This window comes from Pantoea agglomerans (genome assembly GCF_021397715.1).
In the GTDB taxonomy this organism is placed as follows: domain Bacteria; phylum Pseudomonadota; class Gammaproteobacteria; order Enterobacterales; family Enterobacteriaceae; genus Pantoea; species Pantoea astica.
The window spans coordinates 1504898-1527527 of record NZ_CP090207.1; the positions used below are offsets into that span (position 1 = coordinate 1504898).

Annotated in this window: 18 protein-coding genes; all 18 read left to right on the forward strand. The window is 51.4% G+C overall.

What is annotated here, in order from left to right; translation table 11 throughout:
- Nucleotides 1–15: 15 nt before the first annotated feature.
- On the forward strand, nucleotides 16–720 hold the full coding sequence (locus tag LZU96_RS07060; RefSeq protein ID WP_233987632.1) for an SGNH/GDSL hydrolase family protein: 705 nt from the start codon (nucleotides 16–18) through the stop codon (nucleotides 718–720).
- A 35-nt stretch (nucleotides 721–755) separates the two neighbouring features.
- The gene (locus LZU96_RS07065) at nucleotides 756–1934 is read left to right on the forward strand and encodes an acyltransferase family protein (protein WP_233987633.1); all 1179 of its coding nucleotides are present in this window, start codon (nucleotides 756–758) and stop codon (nucleotides 1932–1934) included.
- Between the two features lie 75 nt (nucleotides 1935–2009).
- Entirely contained in the window at nucleotides 2010–2927 is a 918-nt protein-coding gene (locus LZU96_RS07070) for a glycosyltransferase family 2 protein (protein ID WP_233987634.1), read from the forward strand.
- Nucleotides 2928–3003: 76 nt separating this feature from the next.
- Nucleotides 3004–3756 carry a glycosyltransferase family 2 protein gene (locus LZU96_RS07075; RefSeq protein ID WP_233987635.1) on the forward strand — a complete coding sequence of 251 codons (753 nt, stop codon included), beginning with the start codon at nucleotides 3004–3006 and terminating at the stop codon, nucleotides 3754–3756.
- Between the two features lie 46 nt (nucleotides 3757–3802).
- Nucleotides 3803–4837, forward strand: a complete 1035-nt coding sequence (locus tag LZU96_RS07080) for a glycosyltransferase (RefSeq protein ID WP_233987636.1) — start codon at nucleotides 3803–3805, stop codon at nucleotides 4835–4837.
- Nucleotides 4838–4919: 82 nt separating this feature from the next.
- A complete protein-coding gene (locus LZU96_RS07085) occupies nucleotides 4920–7136 on the forward strand; it encodes a phage tailspike protein (protein ID WP_233987637.1) in 2217 nt (738 codons plus the stop codon).
- A 189-nt stretch (nucleotides 7137–7325) separates the two neighbouring features.
- Nucleotides 7326–8588: a colanic acid biosynthesis pyruvyl transferase WcaK gene (gene wcaK / locus LZU96_RS07090; protein WP_233987638.1), complete on the forward strand. Its 1263-nt coding sequence runs from the start codon at nucleotides 7326–7328 to the stop codon at nucleotides 8586–8588.
- A 4-nt stretch (nucleotides 8589–8592) separates the two neighbouring features.
- On the forward strand, nucleotides 8593–9816 hold the full coding sequence (locus LZU96_RS07095) for a glycosyltransferase (protein WP_233987639.1): 1224 nt from the start codon (nucleotides 8593–8595) through the stop codon (nucleotides 9814–9816).
- Entirely contained in the window at nucleotides 9813–11153 is a 1341-nt protein-coding gene (locus LZU96_RS07100; RefSeq protein WP_233987640.1) for a lipopolysaccharide biosynthesis protein, read from the forward strand. Before LZU96_RS07095 ends, LZU96_RS07100 begins: the two co-directional genes overlap by 4 nt.
- Before the next feature lie 278 nt (nucleotides 11154–11431).
- Nucleotides 11432–12334, forward strand: a complete 903-nt coding sequence (gene galF, locus LZU96_RS07105; protein ID WP_233987641.1) for a UTP--glucose-1-phosphate uridylyltransferase GalF — start codon at nucleotides 11432–11434, stop codon at nucleotides 12332–12334.
- A 42-nt stretch (nucleotides 12335–12376) separates the two neighbouring features.
- Nucleotides 12377–13390: a UDP-glucose 4-epimerase GalE gene (galE, locus tag LZU96_RS07110; protein WP_094120342.1), complete on the forward strand. Its 1014-nt coding sequence runs from the start codon at nucleotides 12377–12379 to the stop codon at nucleotides 13388–13390.
- A 550-nt stretch (nucleotides 13391–13940) separates the two neighbouring features.
- Nucleotides 13941–15356, forward strand: a complete 1416-nt coding sequence (locus tag LZU96_RS07115; protein WP_233987642.1) for a mannose-1-phosphate guanylyltransferase/mannose-6-phosphate isomerase — start codon at nucleotides 13941–13943, stop codon at nucleotides 15354–15356.
- Nucleotides 15357–15370: 14 nt separating this feature from the next.
- Nucleotides 15371–16753: a phosphomannomutase CpsG gene (cpsG, locus tag LZU96_RS07120; RefSeq protein ID WP_233987643.1), complete on the forward strand. Its 1383-nt coding sequence runs from the start codon at nucleotides 15371–15373 to the stop codon at nucleotides 16751–16753.
- 48 nt (nucleotides 16754–16801) lie between these two features.
- On the forward strand, nucleotides 16802–17842 hold the full coding sequence (gene gmd, locus LZU96_RS07125) for a GDP-mannose 4,6-dehydratase (protein WP_233987644.1): 1041 nt from the start codon (nucleotides 16802–16804) through the stop codon (nucleotides 17840–17842).
- Between the two features lies 1 nt (nucleotide 17843).
- Nucleotides 17844–18746 carry a GDP-mannose 4,6-dehydratase gene (locus LZU96_RS07130; protein ID WP_233987645.1) on the forward strand — a complete coding sequence of 301 codons (903 nt, stop codon included), beginning with the start codon at nucleotides 17844–17846 and terminating at the stop codon, nucleotides 18744–18746.
- Entirely contained in the window at nucleotides 18722–19885 is a 1164-nt protein-coding gene (locus LZU96_RS07135) for a glycosyltransferase family 4 protein (RefSeq protein ID WP_233987646.1), read from the forward strand. The genes LZU96_RS07130 and LZU96_RS07135 overlap by 25 nt, the downstream gene beginning before the upstream one ends.
- Entirely contained in the window at nucleotides 19882–20997 is a 1116-nt protein-coding gene (locus tag LZU96_RS07140) for a glycosyltransferase family 4 protein (protein WP_293002191.1), read from the forward strand. Before LZU96_RS07135 ends, LZU96_RS07140 begins: the two co-directional genes overlap by 4 nt.
- A 134-nt stretch (nucleotides 20998–21131) precedes the next feature.
- Entirely contained in the window at nucleotides 21132–22541 is a 1410-nt protein-coding gene (gene gndA, locus LZU96_RS07145; protein WP_094120353.1) for an NADP-dependent phosphogluconate dehydrogenase, read from the forward strand.
- The last annotated feature ends 89 nt before the right edge of the window (nucleotides 22542–22630 follow it).

Below are 22630 nucleotides of genomic sequence, written 5' to 3' on the forward strand. Positions count from 1 at the left end.
AACAGGGTGAAGGCGATGAACCGATATCTTCCGTTGTTGCTGGTCGCCGCGCCGCTGATGGCGCAGGCGACGCCCACTCCGGCCGCGATCGTTATCGCGGCCTATGGTGACTCGACGACCGCAGGCGTAACCTCGTCGGGCGGGCGTAACATCATTATTAAAGATAATGAAATCAGCTATCTGCAGCAGATGTTGCAGCAGAAGTATGGGCCTGCGGTACGCATCGAGAATCACGGTTCGCCCGGAGCCCTGCTGACCGAACTGACCCAATCGTCGCTCAGCTGGGAGCAGCGGATGGCACAGTCTGATGCCAGCATCATTCTGATCAATTACGCCATTAACGATGCGCGCATCTACTCAGCAAAAAACCGGCCGGCTGGCGCAGAGAGCCCGGAGGATTTTAACCGCATCCTCACCGGACTGATTAAAACCGCCAAAGCGCACCATAAACAGGTAGTGCTGCAACAGCCTAATCCACTCTGTGGCCGGGCTGAGCGCTGGAACCTCTGGCCATATGTTTATCAGCTGAATCAGGTGGCACAGCAGCAGCAGGTGCCCATTGTCCGACAGTATCAGCTGATCAAGCAGCAGGGCGACTGGCGCAGTGAGATGTCACCGGATTGCATTCACCCGACCAGCACACTCTATAAAAAGAAAGCTGAGCAAACTTTTGAGCTGCTAAGTCAGCATTTTGACAGCGTGTTTAAAACCAACAGCTAACCATTTGATTTAATAAATTTCAGGAGCAGGACAGTATGTATGTACTGATAATGGCGTTGTCGCTGGGACTGGCGCTGATGGTGTTGCGGTTGTTCTCATTCCATCGCGGCATTTATAACGATAGCGGGATTAAAAGTATCTCCGGATTGCGTGCGCTGCTGGCCAGCATCGTGGCGTTTTCCCACTTAGCCCATTATCTCTATGCACGCGATAACGAATGGATTTTTGATAAAGACTATTTTTCGCTGATTTCGCAGGGCAACTTTTTTGTGAACAGCGGCAAGTTTGGCGTGGCGCTGTTTTTTATGATCTCCGCCTTCCTGTTTTATCGCTGGCTGGACAATGACCGTCTCTCTCCCCGCGAGCTGACCCAAAAATTACTCAAGTCGCGGGTGCGCCGGATAGTGCCGATGTTCTGGTTTTCGGGGCTGGTGATTGTGTCGATTGGCTGGTTACAGGGTGATCTGGTACCGGACCTGACGTCGCTGAAGCAGGGGCTGCTCTGGTTGCTGTTTGTCGGCAATTATCACATCGGTTCAATCAAGACCGCCGATATTAACGCCGGCGTTGAGTGGACGCTGCGACTGGAATGGCTGCTCTATCTGTCGATTCCGCTGATTTATCTGCTTAATCGTGTCACCGGTGGCCGTTACAAAACGCTGCTGATCCTCGGCTCGATTGGGGTGATTTTCATGATTGCGGTGGCGCTCCGTGTGTGGGGAACCGCCTATACCGATCCGCGTCCGGTGCTGGGATTCGCAATGGGGTATCTGGCCTGGCTCTACCGTGACCACTGGGTGCAGGGCCGCAACTCTGGCAAGGCGGCCGTGCTGGCGATTGCGCTCGCCGTCGTGGCGCTGTTCTTTACCAGTAACGCGTTCTTCTACCTGATTTTCCTCGCCTGCCTGGCGATAGTGTTTTTCATTGTCAGCAGCGGCAACGCCATTTTTGGCCTGCTGGAGAACAAGACCCTGATGTCGGTGGGTGAAGTGAGCTACAGCCTCTATCTGATTCATGGCGTGGTGCTCTATTTCATTAAGCAACTGCCGCTGCCCGCATTGCAGCACAACTTTGTGCTCTATACCGCGCTCTCGACCCTGTTTTTTGTGGTGTCGTTTTACGTGGCAAAACTGACCTACCTCTATGTGGAAAAACCGTTTATCGGCAGCAGCAATAAGAAAAAAGTGGCGATTGAACCCTCGCCGACAAATTAGGACATCACCGGTTACCCTACCAGGCCCAAACGTTATATCTTTGAAATTGGAAATGTTTTTAATGAGGTGCTGGCAATGAAGGACATTCGCTTCTCCATCGTAATTCCTGCTTACAATGCGTCAGAATCGATCGTGACGACGCTGGATTGCGTTAAAGCGCAGACGTATCGCAATTTTGAAGTAATCATCGTTGATGATAAATCCGCCGATGCGGCCGCGCTGGCGGAAGTGGTGCGCAGCGAGCGCTATCAGGACCTGAACATTAATCTGGTGCTCTCTGAGGTTAAGCTCAATGGCGCCGGTGCGCGTAATAAAGGCATTGAGCTGGCAACCGGCGATTACGTCAGTTTCCTCGACGCCGATGACGAGTGGCATGCCGATAAGCTGCGTCAGGTGAGCGAAAAAATTGCTCAGCTGGACGCGCAGGGTAAACAGAAGGTCGTGATTTTCAGCCAGGTGAACATCTATCAGGATGGCGCTTTTCTGAAAGTGATGCCGATGCAGCCACCGGGCAAAAATGAAACCGTCGCCGAATATCTGTTCGGCTGCTACGGCTTTATTCAGACCAGTACCATCGTGCTGAAGCGCGAAGATGCAGCGAAAATTCAGTTCGATACCCGCTATATCCGCCATCAGGATTACGATTTCTGCATTCGTGCCGACCGCATGGGCTATGCGTTCGAGATGATCGCCGCGCCGCTGGCTAATTACCATCTGGTGACGAAGTTCGGCTCGAAGCACAAAGGGGAGTCGGTGAACTACTCGATGTTCTGGCTCGACGCCATGAAGCCGCACCTGACCCCGCGTGACATTCACACCTACAAAGCCTTTAAGCTGCCGCTGCGCTACAAGATGGACGGCAAGGGCATGATGGCGAGCCTGACTTTTGCCCGCTACTTCTTCCTGACGAACCAGGATAATCGCGCTTACTTTATGAACCGGGTCAAAGACAAGGTCAGATCGCGGTTTGGCGGTGAAAAAGCGCTCTCCTGATTCACGCTAATGCTTTGTTTGCTCCTGTTAGCAGGAGCAGCTTTCTCCTTATTTTGCTTATTATTCTGGGTTAAAGATGAATAATCACGTTGGAACCGTCGGCATTGTTATGCCTATGTATAACTCACGTCAGACGGTATTACGCGCCGTGCAATCGGTTATCAATCAAAGTTATGCCGACTGGCACCTTTACCTGATTAACGACAAATCGACCGATGACTCCCTCGCCTGGGTGCAGGAACAGTGTCAGGACCCGCGCATCACCATTCTGGATAACGCCGTTAACATGGGTGCTGCCGAAACCCGTAACGTCGGGCTGCGCGCCGCCAGCGAAGAGATCATCGCGTTTCTCGACAGTGACGACGAATGGCATGCTGACAAACTGGCGCAGCAGGTGGCGGCGATGGCGGCCGGTGATAACTTTGTCATCACCGAATATCACTACAAAACCCGCAACGCCGATCACGACATTACCTACAGCAAACCTTATCTGCAGCAGGAAAACTTTGTGAAGAAGCAGTATCGCGTCTGCTTCTCCTCGGTCTGTTTCCGCCGTCCGCCAGAAGGCATCTTCTTCCAGCGTAAGGGTCACGAAGACTTTCTTTTTCTGTATGAACTCTTCACCCGCTATAAGCAGGCACGCGTGATTCAGACCATTCTGGTCAATTATTACGAATTAGGTGATTCCCTTTCCCGTAATAAGAACAAAGCGGCGAAATGGCACCTTGAATTATTAAGAATTATCTATAAAAACAATCCTTTAAAAATCTATTACTATTACGGCTGGTATATGGTGAATGGCGTGCTGTTTACCCTGAAGCATCGTTAAGCCAATCGGCAGGATTGTCTTTATTATTTGAGGTGGATAGCGTTTCATGAAAAAAATCGTCCTGGTGATCAAAGATGCCTATTCGTATGCGGGCACCGAGAACATCTGTAACTTTATGTCAGAATGTCTTGGCGAAACACACGACGTCACCATCTACTCGCTGGAAGGCAGCGGAAAAACCTTCTATCCGTTTGAGCACGTCAAACAGATCGTCAGCTTTGAAGGGCAGAGCAACCCGATTAAAAGCGCGGTGGCCCGTATTCACGAAGAGGGTTTCGATACCGTTTTCCTGATCAGTATGGGACGCCTCAGCGTGATGTTCGCTTTCTGGAACCTGCTGGCGATGAAGAAAAAGCGCGGCAAAGCCTATGCCTGCGAACATATCGCCATTAACTCCTTCAGCAAACCGATCAAGTTCCTCAAGTTTCTGCTGCTGCGCTACTACGACCGCGTGATTGTTCTGACCGACAAAGATCATCAGGTGTTCAGCCGCTGGCGCATTCCCAGCAAGCAAATCCCAAATCCGGTGGTGTACAAAGGCTTTCAGCGTCAGACGCGCCATCGTCAGGCGCTGGCCGTGGGTCGTCTGGATAACCAGAAGGGCTTCGATTTGATGCTGGATATCTGGCGCGATTTTGCCCGTTCCCATCCTGACTGGACGCTGGTGATTGCCGGTGACGGCGAACTGCGTCAGCAGTTACACGATCAGGCCGCGGTGTTGGGGATTACTGACAGCGTGAAGTTTGTCGGCAAGGTCAGCAACATTAACGATTACTACCGCGACAGCGACATGGCGCTGATGACCTCACGCTATGAAGGATTGCCGCTGGTGCTGCTGGAAGCCAAATCCTGGTCACTGCCGGTAGTGGCCTATGACTGTCCGACCGGACCGCAGGAGATCATCAATCACGGCGAAGATGGCTTCCTGGTGCCGATGAATGACAAAACCACCTTCCTGGCGCGGATGGATCAACTCGCCAGCGATGACGCCCTGTTCTATGCCATGAGCGAAAAAACAAAACAAACCGCGCTGAAATTCGACGGTAATCAAATCAAGCAAAGCTGGCTGGCGTTGGTGTAATTGGTGCTGGAAAAGCGCCCTTGCGACGTGCCTCAGGGACACCGCCATGGCCACTGGCCTTATTGACTACGGGAAATGATGCATGAAAAGAAGAGAAGTTTTACAGACCGCCGCCTCCGCTCTGGTTGGCGCTCTCTCCGTGAGCACCTTTTCCAGCTACGCTGCTAAAAGTAACGGTATCGCCCTGAAGCCGGTTGATGCCACTGATGTGCCGAAGGGCGACGTGCCGATCCTGACGCCAGAAAACGTTTATGCCATGCCGCCGCAGTTCTGGCAGAGTTTTGAAGGCAAGCTGTGGATCGGTAAAGCCGGCACTGACGCCAGCAAGCCAGGCAACCAGATTCCGGTGTTCCTGCGTGATGCCAATGGCAAAGTGTCGCAGATTGCTCAGCCGGTCGCCCTGAACAAAGGCAATTTTTCCCAGTTCATTCAGGATAACGCGGCGCTGATCGCCGATCCGTCGCACTCGATGGCGGTGGAAGACAACAGCGGTCAGATGTTGTTTAACATTACTGACGTCAGCCGTCCTGGCGCGGCTGATTTCAGTAAGCGTCTGGCGCAGCCTGCCGGTTACCAGCTGATTGGTGAAATTCCGTCCGTGGAAGAGTTACGTAAAACCCGTCCGCTGTTCGAAGGGGCCAAAGTGAAGCTGAAAAGCTGGCATGAAGGCTTCGAAGTGGGCGGCGGCGAGTTTGTCGGCAGCTTCCAGCCCGCCCAGGATGATGGCGGTGTTAACTTCGCCGGTCAGGGTTTCCACTGGCGTCGCGTGGTAGAAGATTTTAACCGCTTAACCCTGTTTGATTTCGGCGCGATTGCGGATGGCAAAACCGATACCGCTCCGGCGATCATGGCGATGTTCACCTGGTCGCAGCAGGCTAACCAGCAGATCTGCATCCAGTTCCCGGCCGGCACCTTTTTTGTCTCGGTCTGCGACTTCGGCGATAAATATCTCAACTTCTTCCGCGTCTCCGGAGCGATGGTTAACTTCGGTTACTTCCCGGCCACCACCGTGGTCTCGGATGGCAAATCAGAGTTCATCTTCTCGATGAATGCGCGCCGGGTTGAGCTCTCTAACCTGATTTTCAACGGTAACAATGACAAGAACCCCAACAAACAGGGCTTCTTCCATAATATCTGTCCCGGCGGTCAGTTTTTCCGGGGTGCCTGCCTGCGTTTCAATTTTGTCGGCGGTACCGCCATCAGCCTGCAGGACACGCTGGATTGCAAAATCGACCAGTGGTACGCCTCACGCTGCAGCGGCGACGTGATCAAATCGGGCTGGTCAGGCCAGAAGCAGGGCAAATGGGATCACAGTACCGCGATTGAGTTATCTAACTTTAATGCGCAGCACTGCCGTGGCGGCAATGTACTCAACCTGCCGCGCTGCGGTCAGTCGATTATTCACAACGGCTGGATTGAGCATTGCGACAATCCTGGCGACATCTCGAACGGTCAGTGGATCGTCGATGCGCTGAGCCTGGAGGATTGTAAGAATCCGCTGATCGCGCACAACTCCCGACTCAATATGCGTCAGACCAGCCTGCAGTCAGGCAGCTGGATCGACAACTCCAGTCAGGGCGATCGTCTGCTCAGCATCTGGGAGATGGGCTCAACCCGCGTTGAGTCGTACGGTGTCGCGCTGGATGGCAGCCTCAAGTACAACTACATCACCTCGCGCTGGCGGTTAGAGAACAACACCAATCAGGAAACCTGGTTCGATCTCGGCAGCCTCTACTCACCGACGGTGGGGGATTCGTGGGAGATTGAAATCTTTGGTCAGGCGCAGTTCAGCAACGGCAGTGGCGATCAGCCGCTGATGAACCTGATCAGCGACAAAACCACCGGTGGCCGTGCGGTGATCCACGTTCAGCGCAAGAAAGGGCGCTCGGAAGCCAGCTGGTCTGCCGAAGGCAGTTCGCCGGTGGTCGACGTGCGCTATGTGGCGGAACATGACACCGATGTGCGGATCTTTATCAAGCTGGCGGGCTGGACCCCGGCGGCGGCGGTGCTGGTGAAAACCACCGGTAAAGACCGTTTTGTCACCGGACGCTGCGCGCGGGTGAATGCCCGGATGCAGCCCGGTAATCCGCCGGCCGGTGATGCCACCAAACGGGCACCGCAGCGTTTCAGCCTGCACAACGGCAAAGCGGGCGTCGGTGCCAACGAACAGGGCGATTTGCTGATGGCCTCGCGGCCGCTGTCGGCTGACCAGGTGGATACCAGCAAGCCGGAAGGTTTTGTCTCGGTGGTGATCAACGGCAAACAGGTGGCGCTGCCTTACTTCGCGATTAAGTCGTAACCGATTCAGGCGTCACTGATTCAACCGTAAGGGATGCATGACGGCCGCCATAATGGAGGCGGCCGGTCTTAACAGGAGCAGGACCCTTTGGGTGCGTTATCCCGTATTGCAGTTATTTAAACAGAGTTCATTTTGCCCGTTGCGGATCTGGGCGGCTTGCAGAATTAAAAAAATTCATTCGGAGTTGTTATGAAAATTTTATTGGTGGGTAACCATACGTGTGGGAATCGTGGGGATGGCGCGATTCTTCGTGGACTGATTGATTCAATGAAGTCTGCTCGCAGTGATTTAGACATTGATGTGATTAGCCGTTATCCAACCAGCTCCGGTTATTTGCTCCAGCAGGATATTCAGCAGGATTCGCTGTTTCTGCACAATAGCAAGTCAGCAAAAGGTCTGGTCGGTTCGTTTAAGCGTAAAGTCGCGAACCGTTTGATGCCCGATATTATGATGGCGCATCTGGGCAAGGGCGGCCTGTACAAGTCGTTCGCCGTGCCACCGCACCTGAAAGCGTTTACCGAAAGCCTGGCAAAGTATGATGCGATTATCCAGGTCGGCGGATCGTTCTTCGTCGATCTCTACGGCGTGACCCAGTTTGATCACGCGTTGTGTGCGCTGATGGCGAAAAAACCGATCTACCTGATTGGTCACTCCGTGGGTCCGTTCCAGAACCCGCGCGTTAATGCGCTGGCTAACTTCGTGTTCGATCGCGTCGACAGCCTGGTGCTGCGTGAGTCGGTCAGCCTGGATCTGATGAAGCGCGATGGTGTCACCAGTTCGAAAGTGGCCGCCGGCGTGGATACCGCCTTCCTGGTGCGGGCGCGTGAAGTGGAAAACCCAAGCCACAACCTGCTGCACTGGCAGGGCATTATCAGCGGTCGTAAAACTATCGCCATCACCGTGCGTGAACTGGCGCCGTTTGATAAACGTCTGGGCGTGACCCAGAAAGAGTACGAAGCCGCCTTTGGCCGGGTGATTAACGCCATGATCGCTGAAGGCTACCAGGTGGTGGCATTCTCGACCTGTACCGGTATCGACAGCTACGCCAAGGATGACCGTATGGTGGCGCTGACGCTGCGTGACCACGTGGCACAGCCAGAGCATTACCATGTCATCATGGATGAGTTTAACGACCTGGAGCTGGGTATCCTGCTGAGTCATTGTCACCTGACCATTGGTACCCGTCTGCACTCGGCGATTATTTCGATGAACTTTGGCACCCCGGCCGTGGCGATCAACTACGAGCACAAGTCGATGGGTGTGATGAACCAGTTGGGTCTGCCGCAGATGGCAACCGATGTGAAAAGCCTGATGGATGGCTCGCTGATCGACAAGGTCCAGACGGTCCTCGCCGACTACGACAACATCAAGCAGAAGGTCGACACGGCCGTTGCGAATGAAAGGGAAATTGGCAATCGGATCACTGAAGAGATTCTCAAAGTATTAGGGTAATGTGATGAAACTGACTTTTTTCACCATGCGTTTCCCGGTTGCCTCTGAGACATTCGTACTAAATCAGGTGACCCATTTTATCGATGCCGGTTACGAGGTGGAGATTATTTCGGTCTTTCCCGGTGATTTAGTCAACCGGCACGCCGCCTTTGATGAGTATGGTCTGGCGGCAAAGACACACTATCTGCTGCCGGAAGAGAAGGTCTCGATTGTCGATAAGCTGAACCAGCGTCTGCGGCTGGTGCTGCCGAAGGTGACGAAGCCGTCGCTGCTGCGTTCGCTCAATGTGCGCCGCTATGGCGCCCAGTCGAGCAAACTGCTGCTGCCGTCGATCGTCGCCAATGCCACGCAAACCTTTACCGCCGACGTGTTTCTGGTGCATTTCGGCTACGCCGGCGCGCTGGCGAATAAGCTGCGTGAGCTGGGCGTGCTGAAAGGCAAGCAGGCGACCGTGTTTCATGGGGCGGACATTTCCCGTCGTCACATTCTGGAAGAGCACAAACTCGATTACGTTAACCTGTTCCGACAGAGTGAGCTGATGTTACCGATCAGCCATCTGTGGCAGAACAAGCTGATCGAGATGGGCTGTCCGCCGGAAAAGATTCACGTTACGCGCATGGGAATTGAGCCGGAGAAGTTTAACTTCCAGCCGCGTCAGGCGTTTCAGACACCGCTGCGCATCGTTTCGGTGGCGCGTCTGACCGAGAAGAAAGGGCTGGATGTGGCGGTGAAAGCCAGCGCGATTCTGAAACAGCGTGGCGGTCAGTTCCAGTACACCATCATTGGCAATGGCGATCAGGATGAGATGATGCGTGATTTCATCGCCCGTGAGGGGATGGAAGATTGCGTCAGTATGCCGGGCTTCAAACCGCAGGATGAAATCCGCCGCGCGTTAAGTGAAGCGGATATCTTCCTGCTGCCATCGAAAACCGCGGCCGATGGTGATATGGAAGGCATCCCGGTGGCGCTGATGGAAGCGATGGCGGTCGGGCTGCCGGTGGTTTCTACGTTCCACAGCGGCATCCCGGAGCTGATTGAGAACAACGTTTCCGGCTGGCTGGTGGAAGAGGACGATCCTGAGGCGCTGGCCGAGACGCTGCTGAAGCTGTCGCAGGGCGAAGTCGACGTGGCACCGGTGGTGGCTGCGGCGCGCCATAAGGTTGAAACGGAATTTAATCAGCACATCGCCTACGGCGAACTGGCACAGATCCTGGAGCGTCTGGCGTGAGTGGATTTAAGTCACAGGCAATCTGGCTGTTCGGCAGCACCTGTTTTTCTGCGGTGCTGCAGGTGGCGCAGCTCAGCTTTCTTGCCCGCAAACTGGAAACCCATGAGCTGGGGCTGTTAGCCATTATCAACGCCATTCTGGCGGTGGCTGGCGTGCTGCAGGATATGGGGATGAGCAGCTATCTGGTGCATCGCCAGAACATCAGCCGCCGCGAGCAGAGCACCATTTACTGGGTCAACGTTTCTCTCAGTCTGTGTACCGGTGTGATCATGCTGCTGATCGCCTTCCCGGTGGCGTGGTTCTATCATCTGCCTGAGCTGGTGGGGCTGATCATGCTGACCAGCCTCAACTTCCTGGTGCTGGGACATCTGTCGCAGTATCAGGCGCACTACATCAAAACCAAGCGGATGGTATCGCTGGCGAAGATTGAGATGGGCACCAAGCTGTTTGCCTTTCTCTGCGTAGTGGCGATGCTGGAGTTCACCTCACTGACGGTGGCCGCGGCGATTCTCGGTCTGTTTATCAACGCCTTTACCCGCATTCTCTGCATGATCGCGCTGGGTGAGAAGTCGTGGCGTCCGACCTGGGAGTTCGATAAAGCGACCTTCTTTGGTGCCATTCGTTACGGCAGCTATCAGCTCGGTTCGCAGACCATCAATCAGCTGCGTACCCAAGCCGATGCGTTAGTGGTGGGTAAGGTGATGGGCGCTGAGATGCTCGGTGTCTACTCGCTGGCGAAAGAGCTGGTGCTGCAACCGCTGAAACTGGTCACGCCGGTGATTAACCGCCTGGCGCTGCCGCGTTTCGCCGAGAAGCAGCACGATGCCGAACAGCTGAAAAAACTGTTCCTCAAGGGTACGCTGGGCATCATGCTGTTCAGCAGCGCGATGTACCTGGTGATTGGCATCTTCTCGCCGGTGATCGTCCGCGTACTGTATGGCGCATCTCATGAGCAGGTCTATCACCTGATTCCGCTGATGCTGCTGTTTGGTATGCTGCGCCCGATGGGTGGCCTGACCGGAGCGATCTCGCAGGCTAACGGACGCACCAACGTCGAGTTCTACTGGAACATCGTGGCAAGTATTGTGGTACTGGCGGTGCTGGCCACCACCTTTATCTGGCCGAACGTGCTCTACGTCGCGCTGACGCTCTCTATCTCGCAGATTCTGATCTCCGCCCTGGCGCATCCGTTCTTTATTAAGCCGGTGATTGGCATTCGGTTTATGCCCTATGCCCGCCAGTGGGTTGCGGTTTCAGTGGTGTTTGTCGGCGTCATGATGCTGGTTAATCACTTCAATCTGTTTGTGATGCCGGAATGGTTTGAAGGCTGGTTATAACAGCACAGCACTCTTATTAACGGGCGGCCTCAGGGTCGCCCGTTTTCATTTATCGCTGGTCTTAGCCGCTGGCCGAATCGTGTCGGCAATGGCAGGGGCGAAATAAGTTTACTGCTTGTCTTTATTCAGTTTCTGCTGTCGCTGGCAATGGGCAAAATGCCGAATTTCCATGTTGTGACAGAGAGTTAGTGTCCGATTTTCAGATAAAGATTATACTTGCTGTTCTGGCCGATCCTGCATAATCGACCCACATCTTCATTTTATTAAACGGAATAAATATGACCAAGCTTAAAGCAGTAATCCCGGTTGCGGGTCTCGGTATGCATATGCTCCCTGCGACTAAAGCCATTCCGAAAGAGATGCTGCCTGTCGTCGACAAACCGATGATTCAGTACATCATTGACGAATGTGTGGCTGCGGGCATTAAAGAGATTGTGCTGGTCACCCATGCCTCTAAAAATGCGGTGGAAAACCACTTCGATACCACCTATGAGCTGGAAGCGCTGCTGGAAGCGCGCGTGAAGCGTCAGCTGCTGAGCGAAGTGCAGTCTATCTGCCCGCCAGGCGTGACCATCATGAACGTGCGTCAGGCGCAGCCGCTGGGTCTGGGTCACTCGATTCTGTGTGCCCGTCCGATGATTGGCGACAATCCTTTCGTGGTGGTGCTGCCAGACGTTCTGCTGGATGATTCCACCGCTGACCACATGCGTTATAACCTTGCGGCAATGGTTGCCCGTTTTGAAGAGACCGGCCACAGCCAGGTACTGGCGCAGCATATGCCTGCTTCCGATCTCTCTGAGTACTCGGTGATCACCACCGAAGAGCCGATTGATCACCCAGGCGACGTCAGCAGCATCACTAACTTTGTTGAGAAACCAGAGCATCCTGCTGAGCTGAACTCTGACCTGGCGGCCGTGGGTCGCTATGTCCTGTCTGCTGATATCTGGGCAGAACTGGAGCGCACCGAGCCAGGCGCCTGGGGCCGTATCCAGCTGACCGATGCGATCGCCAGCCTGAGCCAGCATAAAACAGTGGATGTCTCGCTGCTGACCGGTCACAGCTTCGACTGCGGTCGTAAACTGGGTTACATGCAGGCGTTTGTCTCTTATGGTCTGCGCAGCAACGCTCAGGGCCGCGATTTCCGCGAAGCGATCCAGAAGATTCTTGCCAAACAACACTAATACCTTCGCCGCGCATCCCGCGGCAGAAAGAAAGGAGTACACATGGCTATTTTAGTAACGGGTGGCGCAGGCTACATCGGCTCCCACACGGTGCTGGCGCTGCTGCAGCGCGGTGATGACGTTGTGGTACTGGATAACCTGTGCAATGCCTCACGCGAAGCGATTAACCGCGTTGAGAAGCTGGCGGGTAAGAAAGCGACCTTCGTTGAAGGCGATATCCGCGACCGTGCCTCGCTGCGCGACCTGTTCGCCTCGAACAGCATTTCTGCCGTGATCCACTTCGCCGCGCTGAAAGCGGTGGGTGAATCAACCCGTATGCCGCTGGAGTATTACGAGAACAACGTCGCGGGTACCGTGGTACTGCTGGAAGAGATGCGCGAAGCAGGCGTGTTTAACTTTATTTTCAGCTCTTCCGCCACCGTTTACGGTGCGGATGCACCGGTGCCGTACGTTGAGACCACGCCGATTGGCGGGACCACCAGTCCTTATGGCACCTCCAAGCTGATGATTGAGCTGGTAATGCGCGATTTCGCCAAAGCGGAACCGAAGTTTAAGGCGATTGCTCTGCGTTACTTCAACCCGGTCGGCGCGCATGAGTCCGGTGAAATCGGTGAAGATCCAACCGGCATCCCGAACAACCTGCTGCCGTACATTGCTCAGGTAGCTATCGGCCGTCTGGAGAAGCTGGGTGTGTTTGGCGGCGACTACGACACGCCAGATGGCACCTGCCTGCGTGACTACATCCACGTGGTTGACCTGGCGGAAGGGCACCTCAAGGCACTGGATCATCTCAACAAAGTGGAAGGCTACACCGCTTACAACCTCGGCGGCGGCAAAGGCTTCTCGGTGCTGGAGATGATTAAAGCGTTTGAGAAAGCCTCAGGTAAAGCCATTCCGTTTGAGATCAAACCACGCCGTGATGGCGACCTGCCAGCCTTCTGGGCTGACGCCTCACTGGCGAATCGTGACCTTGACTGGCGCGTAACGCGCGGCATCGATGAGATGATGCGCGATACGTGGAACTGGCAGAGCAAGAACCCGGATGGGTTTAAGTAAACTGCAATGAAATGCAAAAAACCCGGCTAAGGCCGGGTTTTTTTATGTCTGCGTTAAGCAGAATTGCATATATAGACTAAACATTAGCCCGTAGCCAATACATTCCTGACAATCAACGCGATTAATGCGGATTTATCCTGGCGTGCCATCTGCTCAATTGAAACACTATAGAGCGTTGAGCTACGGCTTGAGCAGAGGCCTGGCGCGATAAGCACGTCGCTACTATGCTGTTTTGCCAAAGATTACTTTAGCTGAAGTGCATCTTTATCAATGGTTAACCAAACTTAAGTTTTGCCTGGCACAATGAAAGAATAGGCATATTATTTTTGCCGCACAAATTGTACTATTTGCGGTGGTCTCAGAACCCGTATGCGATTGAATAAAATATCATCAACGCATCGACAAGCTAACTTGTGATGGCATGAATCCTATCACACAGCATATTGGTTGCTGCAAGCCAAGGGCGGTAGCGTGGCTGTTTATTCATAATGAATAAAAATTGACCCGCTTTATATGCAATAGCATGCTTAAATTTGTTAGAGGATGTGGAATGTTACTTCCCGTAATCATGGCCGGAGGAACCGGCAGCCGCTTATGGCCCCTTTCCCGCGAACTTTATCCTAAACAGTTCATCTGTCTACACGGCGAACACTCGATGCTACAGGAGACAGTTAACCGCCTGACGGGCATTGAGGCCCGTGCACCGATGGTGATTTGCAACGAAGAGCATCGTTTTCTGGTCGCCGAGCAATTGCGACAAATTAACAAGCTATCCCATAACATTATTCTTGAGCCAGTTGGGCGCAACACGGCCCCGGCTATCGCACTTGCCGCCCTTAATGCTGTGGAGCAGGGTGATGACCCGGTACTGCTGGTACTGGCAGCAGATCACGTGATTGAAGATCGTACCGCTTTCCATCAGGCCATTAAGGTAGCGACCGCACACGCTAAACAGGGCAAGCTGGTTACTTTTGGCATCGTGCCAACCGGCCCGGAAACCGGATACGGCTATATCCAGCGTGGCGAAGCGCTCGCTGGCGCAGAGAGCGGGCTTTATCAGGTGCAGCGCTTTGTTGAGAAACCTAATCAGAGTACCGCTGAGCAGTACCTGGAATCCGGTGAATACTACTGGAACAGCGGGATGTTTATGTTCCGCGCAAAACGCTATCTGCAGGAACTGGAAAAATTCCGCCCGGATATCCTCGAAGCCTGTCGCCGCGCGATGGCTAACGTGAAAGAAGGCAATGATTTTATCAGTATCGATAAAGACGATTTCATCGCCTGCCCGGATGAGTCAGTAGATTATGCGGTTATGGAACAAACTGATGCCGCAGTCGTCGTTCCGCTGGCAGCAGGGTGGAGTGACGTCGGTTCCTGGTCAGCGCTGTGGGAAGTGAACGATAAAGATGCCCACGGCAACTCCCTTAAAGGCGATACTTTCCTGCACAACACAAAAAACTGTTACATCAACAGTGAAGATCAGTTGGTTGCCGCCATCGGGGTAGAAAACCTGGTGATTGTGAACACCAAAGATGCGGTGCTGGTTGCGCGTAAAGATCAGGTTCAGGATGTGAAGCGTGTGGTTGAGTTCCTGAAAAGTGAATGCCGCAGCGAATATCGCCGTCACCGTGAAACCTACTGGCCATGGGGACGCTGCGATCTGGTGGTTAATACCGGACGATTCAACGTCAACCGCATTACGGTGAAGCCGGGTGAGGCCTTTGAATTGCAGATGCATTACCACCGGACTGAGCACTGGGTCATCCTGTCGGGTACCGCGAAAGTGACTATTCAGGATAAAACCTTGTTGCTGACAGAGAACCAGTCAACCTTTATCCCTATTGGTCATCCACATACCTTAGAAAACCCAGGCAAAATTCCATTAGAGCTGTTGGAAATCCAGTCGGGTTCCTATCTTGGCGATGACGATCTCATTTTGATTAAACAACAGTTTGCAAGTAAGTAAGGACAGACAAGATCATGGCAGCACTGACCTGTTTTAAAGCTTATGACATCCGTGGTGAGCTGGGCACCGAACTCAATGACGATATTGCTTACCGCATAGGTCGCGCCTACGGCGAATTTATCCGGCCTAAGACCATTGTGGTCGGCGGGGATGTTCGTCAGACCAGCGAATCGCTGAAACTGGCGCTGGCAAATGGATTGCGGGATGCGGGCACCGATGTACTGGACATCGGTATGAGCGGAACCGAAGAGATCTACTTCGCCACTTTTCACTTAGGAATTGATGGCGGGATTGAAGTGACTGCCAGTCATAATCCAATGAACTACAACGGCATGAAGTTAGTGCGGGAAGGTGCGCGTCCAATCAGTGGAGATACCGGATTGCGTGACGTCCAGCGTCTGGCTGAAGCCAACGATTTTGCTCCGGTTGACGAGAGCAAACGCGGTAGCTACAAGCAGATCTCAGTCCTGGATGCCTATGTCGATCATCTGATGGGCTATATCGACCTGAAGAACTTCACTAAGCCAATGAAGCTGGTGATTAACTCAGGTAACGGTGCGGCCGGCCATGTCATCGATGAGATTGAAAAGCGCTTCCAGCAGGCGAATACGCCTGTCACCTTTATCAAAGTACATCATCAGGCAGATGCGACTTTCCCTAATGGCATCCCTAATCCACTCCTGCCGGAATGTCGTAAAGATACTTCTGACGCGGTACGTGAGCATCAGGCTGATATGGGCATTGCTTTTGACGGTGACTTCGACCGCTGCTTCCTGTTTGATGAGAATGCTGAGTTCATTGAAGGCTATTACATCGTTGGCCTGTTAGCAGAAGCATTCCTGAAAAAAGAGCCTGGTGCAAAAATCATCCATGACCCGCGTCTGACCTGGAACACCATTGATGTGGTTACCAAAGCGGGCGGCATTCCGGTGATGTCTAAGACCGGACACGCTTTCATCAAAGAACGCATGCGTGAAGAAGATGCGGTCTATGGCGGTGAGATGAGCGCGCACCACTACTTCCGTGACTTTGCCTATTGTGATAGCGGCATGATTCCGTGGCTGCTGGTGGCTGAATTGCTGGCGGTGAAAGGCGAAACGTTATCCGGGCTGGTTGCAGAGAGAATGAAAGCGTTTCCTTGCAGTGGGGAGATTAACTATAAAGTTTCCAACCCGAAGGCCATTATCGCTGCTCTTGACGAAAAATACGCTTCTTCCTCAATAGCTCAGGATAATACAGATGGTGTCAGTCTGGATTGTGAAAGCTGGAGATTCAACGTCAGAACTTCTAATACTGAACCTTTGCTTCGACTTAACGTCGAAACCAGAGGTGATACCGAGGCGTTGAGCAAATTACTGAAAGAAATTGATTCGCTTATTAAAGCATCATCGATTTAGTTTAACACTTAGCTACTAATTTTAATTTTCTTAATCATGGGTTTACGAATGACGAATAAAACTGCAGTAATTACCGGAATCACAGGTCAGGATGGTGCTTATCTCGCAGAGCTGCTACTGAACAAAGGATATACCGTTTATGGTACCTATCGTCGTACCAGTTCAGTGAATTTCTGGCGCATTGATGAGCTTGGCATCCGGTCTAATCCAGCTCTGCACCTGGTTGAGTATGATCTGACTGATTTGTCATCAAGCATCCGTTTGCTTCAGGAAAGCAAAGCTACGGAAGTCTATAACCTTGCTGCTCAGAGCTTTGTCGGTGTCTCGTTTGATCAGCCACTAACTACTGCTGAAATTACCGGTATTGGCCCAGTGAATTTGCTGGAAGCGATTCGTATCGTTAATCCAAAAATCCGGTTTTATCAGGCATCTACCTCAGAGATGTTTGGCAAAGTGCAGGCCATCCCTCAAAAAGAAGATACCCCTTTCTACCCGCGTAGCCCCTACGGTGTAGCTAAGCTTTATGCACACTGGATGACCATAAACTATCGTGAAAGCTATGACATTTTTGCGTCCAGCGGCATCCTCTTCAACCATGAATCACCTCTGCGTGGGCAGGAGTTTGTAACACGTAAGATTACCGACTCAGTTGCTAAAATTAAGCTCGGTAAGCTGGAAGTGCTTGAGTTAGGCAACATGGATGCTAAGCGTGACTGGGGCTTCGCGAAAGAATACGTCGAGGGTATGTGGCTGATGCTACAAGCTGACGAGCCAGATACTTTCGTACTTGCTACCAATCGTACTGAAACCGTTCGTGACTTCGTCTCCATGGCGTTTAAAGCCGCGGGCATCGAATTGCGCTTTGAAGGCAAAGATGAGCAGGAAGTGGCTATCGATGTCGCGACAAACAAAGTTGTGGTCAAGGTCAATCCTAAGTTTTATCGCCCGGCTGAAGTAGAATTACTGATCGGCAATCCTCAACGTGCTAAAGATATTCTGGGCTGGGAACCTAAAACAACTCTGGAAGAGCTGTGTGCAATGATGGTTGAAGAAGATCTGCGTCGTAATAAACAAGGATTCTCCTTCTGATATGATTAATGGCAAAAAAGCACTGATCACAGGGATCAAGGGCTTTACCGGCCAATATATGGCAGCGGAATTATCCGCTGCCGGGTATGAAGTATTTGGTTTCGGTTCATCCCCAGCCCAAAATTCGCCAAACTATGTTCAGGTCGATCTCACAGACTCAGTAGCAGTAAAGCAGGCCGTTGATGCTGTTTCACCTGACGTGGTCGTTCATCTTGCGGCAATTGCTTTTGTTGGACATGCCGATTCAAATGCATTCTACGACGTAAATATTTGCGGGTCTCGTAATTTGCTGCAAGCTTTATCTGAATCCGCAAAGTGTCCTGAAGCGGTTCTGCTTGCCAGCAGCGCAAATGTTTACGGTAATAACACCCCAGGTAAATTAGCGGAATCAACAGCGGCCAGGCCGGCAAATGACTATGCTGTGAGTAAGCTTGCAATGGAGTACATGGCTAGCCTGTTTTACAGCAAACTACCTATTATCGTCGCTCGCCCATTTAATTATACTGGTGTTGGACAAGCAGGAAATTTTCTTATTCCTAAAATTGTTAAGCACTTCAGGGAACGCCAGCCGGTTATAGAACTGGGAAACATAGACGTATGGCGCGATTTTTCTGATGTTCGCGATGTAGTAGGCAGCTATCGGGGATTATTAAAATCTTCGGCTTTTGGTGAAATCGTCAATGTCGCTTCAGGTAAAATGCATTCGTTACGTGAGGTTATTAACCTCTGTGAGGAGTTGACGAGTCATCAAATACGAATCGAGATTAATCCTCAATTCGTTCGTCCAAATGAAATAAAAGAGCTTTGTGGCGATATTAGTTTATTGGGTAGGTTAACCGGTAACAATACCGCCAAAATAACGCTCAGAGAAACGCTCAAATGGATGCTACAGGCAAAAGGTTAAACGTTGTTTTTTCAACGGATTGTATCAAATACCCCCTGACTGGAATTGGCCGTTACGCGTTTGAACTTGCTAAGCAACTTCAGGAGAGAGAACAGCTTTTACTTACATTTTTTCATGGTACTAAAGTTCGTGATTCGCTGGCGGTAGCCAGTGAATCAGCGCAGTCCATTCAATCTGTTAAGCGAAGGTTGCAAAAAAGCAAAGCTGCCAGTGAGATATATCGACTCACTTATCCGGTCATGAAAACTATCGCGCTCAGGAATTTCAAAGATCATATTTTTCACAGCCCAAACTATTATCTTCCTCCTCGCGTAAAGCATTGTGTCGCAACTTTTCATGATTTGTCTGTTTTTCACTGGCCGCAGTTCCATCCTGCAGGCCGTGTTCATCTTATGCAAAAAGAGTTAAGAAATACGGTCTCAAGAGCGGCAATGCTTATTACTGACTCACATTATACTAAAAAAGAATTAATTGATTTTTTTGGAGTCGAAAACGATAAAGTCAGTGTTGCACCATTGGGTTATAACGAGCAATTTCGTCCCCGACAAGAAACAGAAACACGAGATGTTCTGAATAAATATCAGCTCAAATGGCGCAGCTTTTTTCTTTACACAGGTACCATTGAACCCAGAAAAAACATTCTGACGTTGCTGAAGGCTTTTGACTCACTACCTACTAATGATAAACGGGCGCTTCCTTTAGTGATAAGTGGATACAAAGGCTGGGAAAACGAAGAACTGTTCAGACTTTTCAGGAAGGGTGAGAGTGAAGGCTGGTTAAAATATCTGGGCTTCGTGCCTGGTAAAGAGCTGCCACATCTTTATAGTGCAGCTAACTGTTTTGTCTTTCCTTCTATATATGAAGGTTTCGGTTTACCGGTATTAGAAGCCATGGCTTCAGGTACACCAGTGATTTGTTCTGATGCAACCTCACTTCCTGAAGTAGGAGGGGGCGCTCCACTGATGCACTCCCCAGAAGATGTTGATACTTTGACTGCCCACCTCAAGCTAATGATAGAAGATGCTGACGAAAAAAGCCGCATGACTGCTTTAGGGCTTGCTCGTGCACAGCAATTTTCATGGTCCAGATGCGCGGATAAAACCATTGAAGCTTACGAGCAGGTTGCTAAATTTATATGATTAAGGTTCTGCACTGTTATAAAACATATTATCCAGACACATTTGGCGGCATTGAGCAGGTTATTTATCAACTGGCCGAAGGCGGAGTAAAAGAGAACATCCAGTCTAAGGTGTTTACTCACAGTCCCTCTTTCGATATTCAGGAGAGTAAATTAGCTCATCACTCCGTCTACCGGGTCAAAACATTTCTTGAGCTGGCTTCCACACCTTTTTCATATTCAGCGATCCGTGAATTTAAAGAACTGGCGAAAAATGCTGATGTCATTCATTATCATTTCCCCTATCCATTCATGGATTTTATGCATTTTGCTGCAGGCATCAAAAAACCATCCGTCGTAAGCTATCATTCTGATATTGTTAAACAGAAGATGCTACTGAGGTTATACACGCCTCTGATGAACCGGTTTCTAAATAGCGTGGATCGTATTGTCGCTGCCTCACCGAATTATGTAGAAAGTAGCCCCGTTCTACAGCAGTTCGAAAACAAAGTGGAAGTCATTCCTTACGGACTTGATAAAAAATTCTATCAAAATAATGATCCTGCTGTTCTACTTAAGTGGCAGGCAAGATTTCCGGATGGCTTCTTTCTGTTCATAGGCACATTTCGCTATTATAAAGGCCTGCATATTTTAATCGAAGCGGCTAAAAACAGCCGTTATCCGATTGTCGTAGTTGGAGCAGGTCCAATTGAAGCCGAGCTAAAATCTCAGGCGCAGCGACTAGGGGTAGATAATATTCATTTCCTGGGTGCGTTAGACGACAGCGATAAATCTGCGTTACTGCAACTGTGTACCTGTCTGGTATTTCCTTCGCACCTGCGTTCAGAAGCCTTTGGGATTTCATTGCTTGAAGGGGCGCTTTATTCAAAACCCCTGATTTCCAGTGAGATTGGTACGGGCACGACCTTCATTAACATCGACCGGGTAACCGGTTTGGTGGTGCCACCTTCAGATCCGGTCTCTTTGCGTAAGGCGATGGATGAGATATGGCACAACCCGAACCTGGCCAGCACTTATGGCGCAGCAGCGCTTGCGCGCTTTGAGGCGCTTTTTACTGCCGAAAAGATGATCCAGAGTTATACACGACTCTATAAATCCTTGTTAAATGTGTGATTTTTTTTCAGATTATTTCATCTGACTATCGCACCATTCATTACCTTTTATCAGCTATCCTGAGTTAACATACTGATCACTTATAAAGTGGTGTTACTGGTAACACCATGCGAGACCACAGACAGGAGTATGTAATGTCCAAGCAACAGATCGGCGTTGTAGGTATGGCAGTGATGGGCCGCAACTTGGCTCTTAACATTGAGAGCCGCGGTTACACTGTTTCTATCTTTAACCGTTCGCGCGAAAAGACGGATGAAGTCATCGCAGAGAACCAGGGCAAGAAGCTTGCTCCTTTTTACACAGTTGAAGAGTTTGTTGAATCGCTGGAGAAACCACGCCGTATCCTGCTGATGGTACAGGCGGGTGAAGCGACTGATAAGACTATCGCCTCGCTGACGCCACATCTGGATAAAGGCGACATTCTGATTGATGGCGGTAACACCTTCTATAAAGACACCATCCGTCGTAACAAAGAGCTGTCAGACCAGGGCTTCAACTTCATCGGTACCGGTGTCTCCGGCGGCGAAGAGGGCGCACTGAAAGGTCCATCCATTATGCCTGGCGGCCAGAAAGAAGCGTATGAGTTGGTTGCACCGATTCTGGATAAGATTGCGGCACGTGCTGAAGATGGCGAAGCCTGTGTGGCTTACATCGGTCCGGACGGCGCGGGTCATTATGTGAAGATGGTGCACAACGGTATCGAATACGGCGATATGCAGCTGATCGCTGAAGCTTACGCGCTACTGAAAGGTGCGCTGGGCCTGAACAACGAAGAGCTGGCTGAAACCTTCACCGAGTGGAACAACGGCGAACTGAGCAGCTACCTGATCGACATCACCAAAGATATCTTCACCAAGAAAGATGAAGAAGGTAACTATCTGGTTGATGTGATTCTGGATGAAGCAGCCAATAAAGGTACCGGTAAATGGACCAGCCAGAGTTCACTGGACCTCGGCGAGCCGCTGTCGCTGATTACTGAGTCGGTATTTGCTCGTTACCTCTCCTCGCTGAAAACGCAGCGCGTAGCGGCTTCCAAAGTGCTGAGTGGCCCACAGGCGCAGGCTTTCACTGGCGATAAAGCGGAGTTTATCGAGAAAGTGCGTCGTGCACTTTATCTGGGCAAAATCGTCTCTTATGCGCAGGGCTTCTCTCAGCTGCGTGCGGCCTCAGAAGAGAACAACTGGGATCTGCATTACGGTGAAATCGCGAAGATTTTCCGCGCTGGCTGCATTATCCGTGCACAGTTCCTGCAGAAAATCACCGACGCCTATGCTCAGGATGCGAGCATCGCTAACCTCCTACTGGCACCATACTTCAAAGATATCGCTGACCAGTATCAGCAGGCGCTGCGTGATGTGGTTTCTTATGCGATTCAGAACGGTATCCCAACACCAACCTTCTCTGCGGCGATTGCTTACTACGACAGCTACCGTTCAGAAGTACTGCCTGCCAACCTGATTCAGGCGCAGCGTGACTACTTTGGTGCGCATACCTATAAGCGCATTGATAAAGACGGTGTGTTCCACACCGAGTGGTTAGATTAAATCAGGTAGTATGTAATTGTAAAACCCGGCTTTGCCGGGTTTATTTTAACAATCCCTTCGAAAAAACGAATTCTCGAATCTTCAGGATT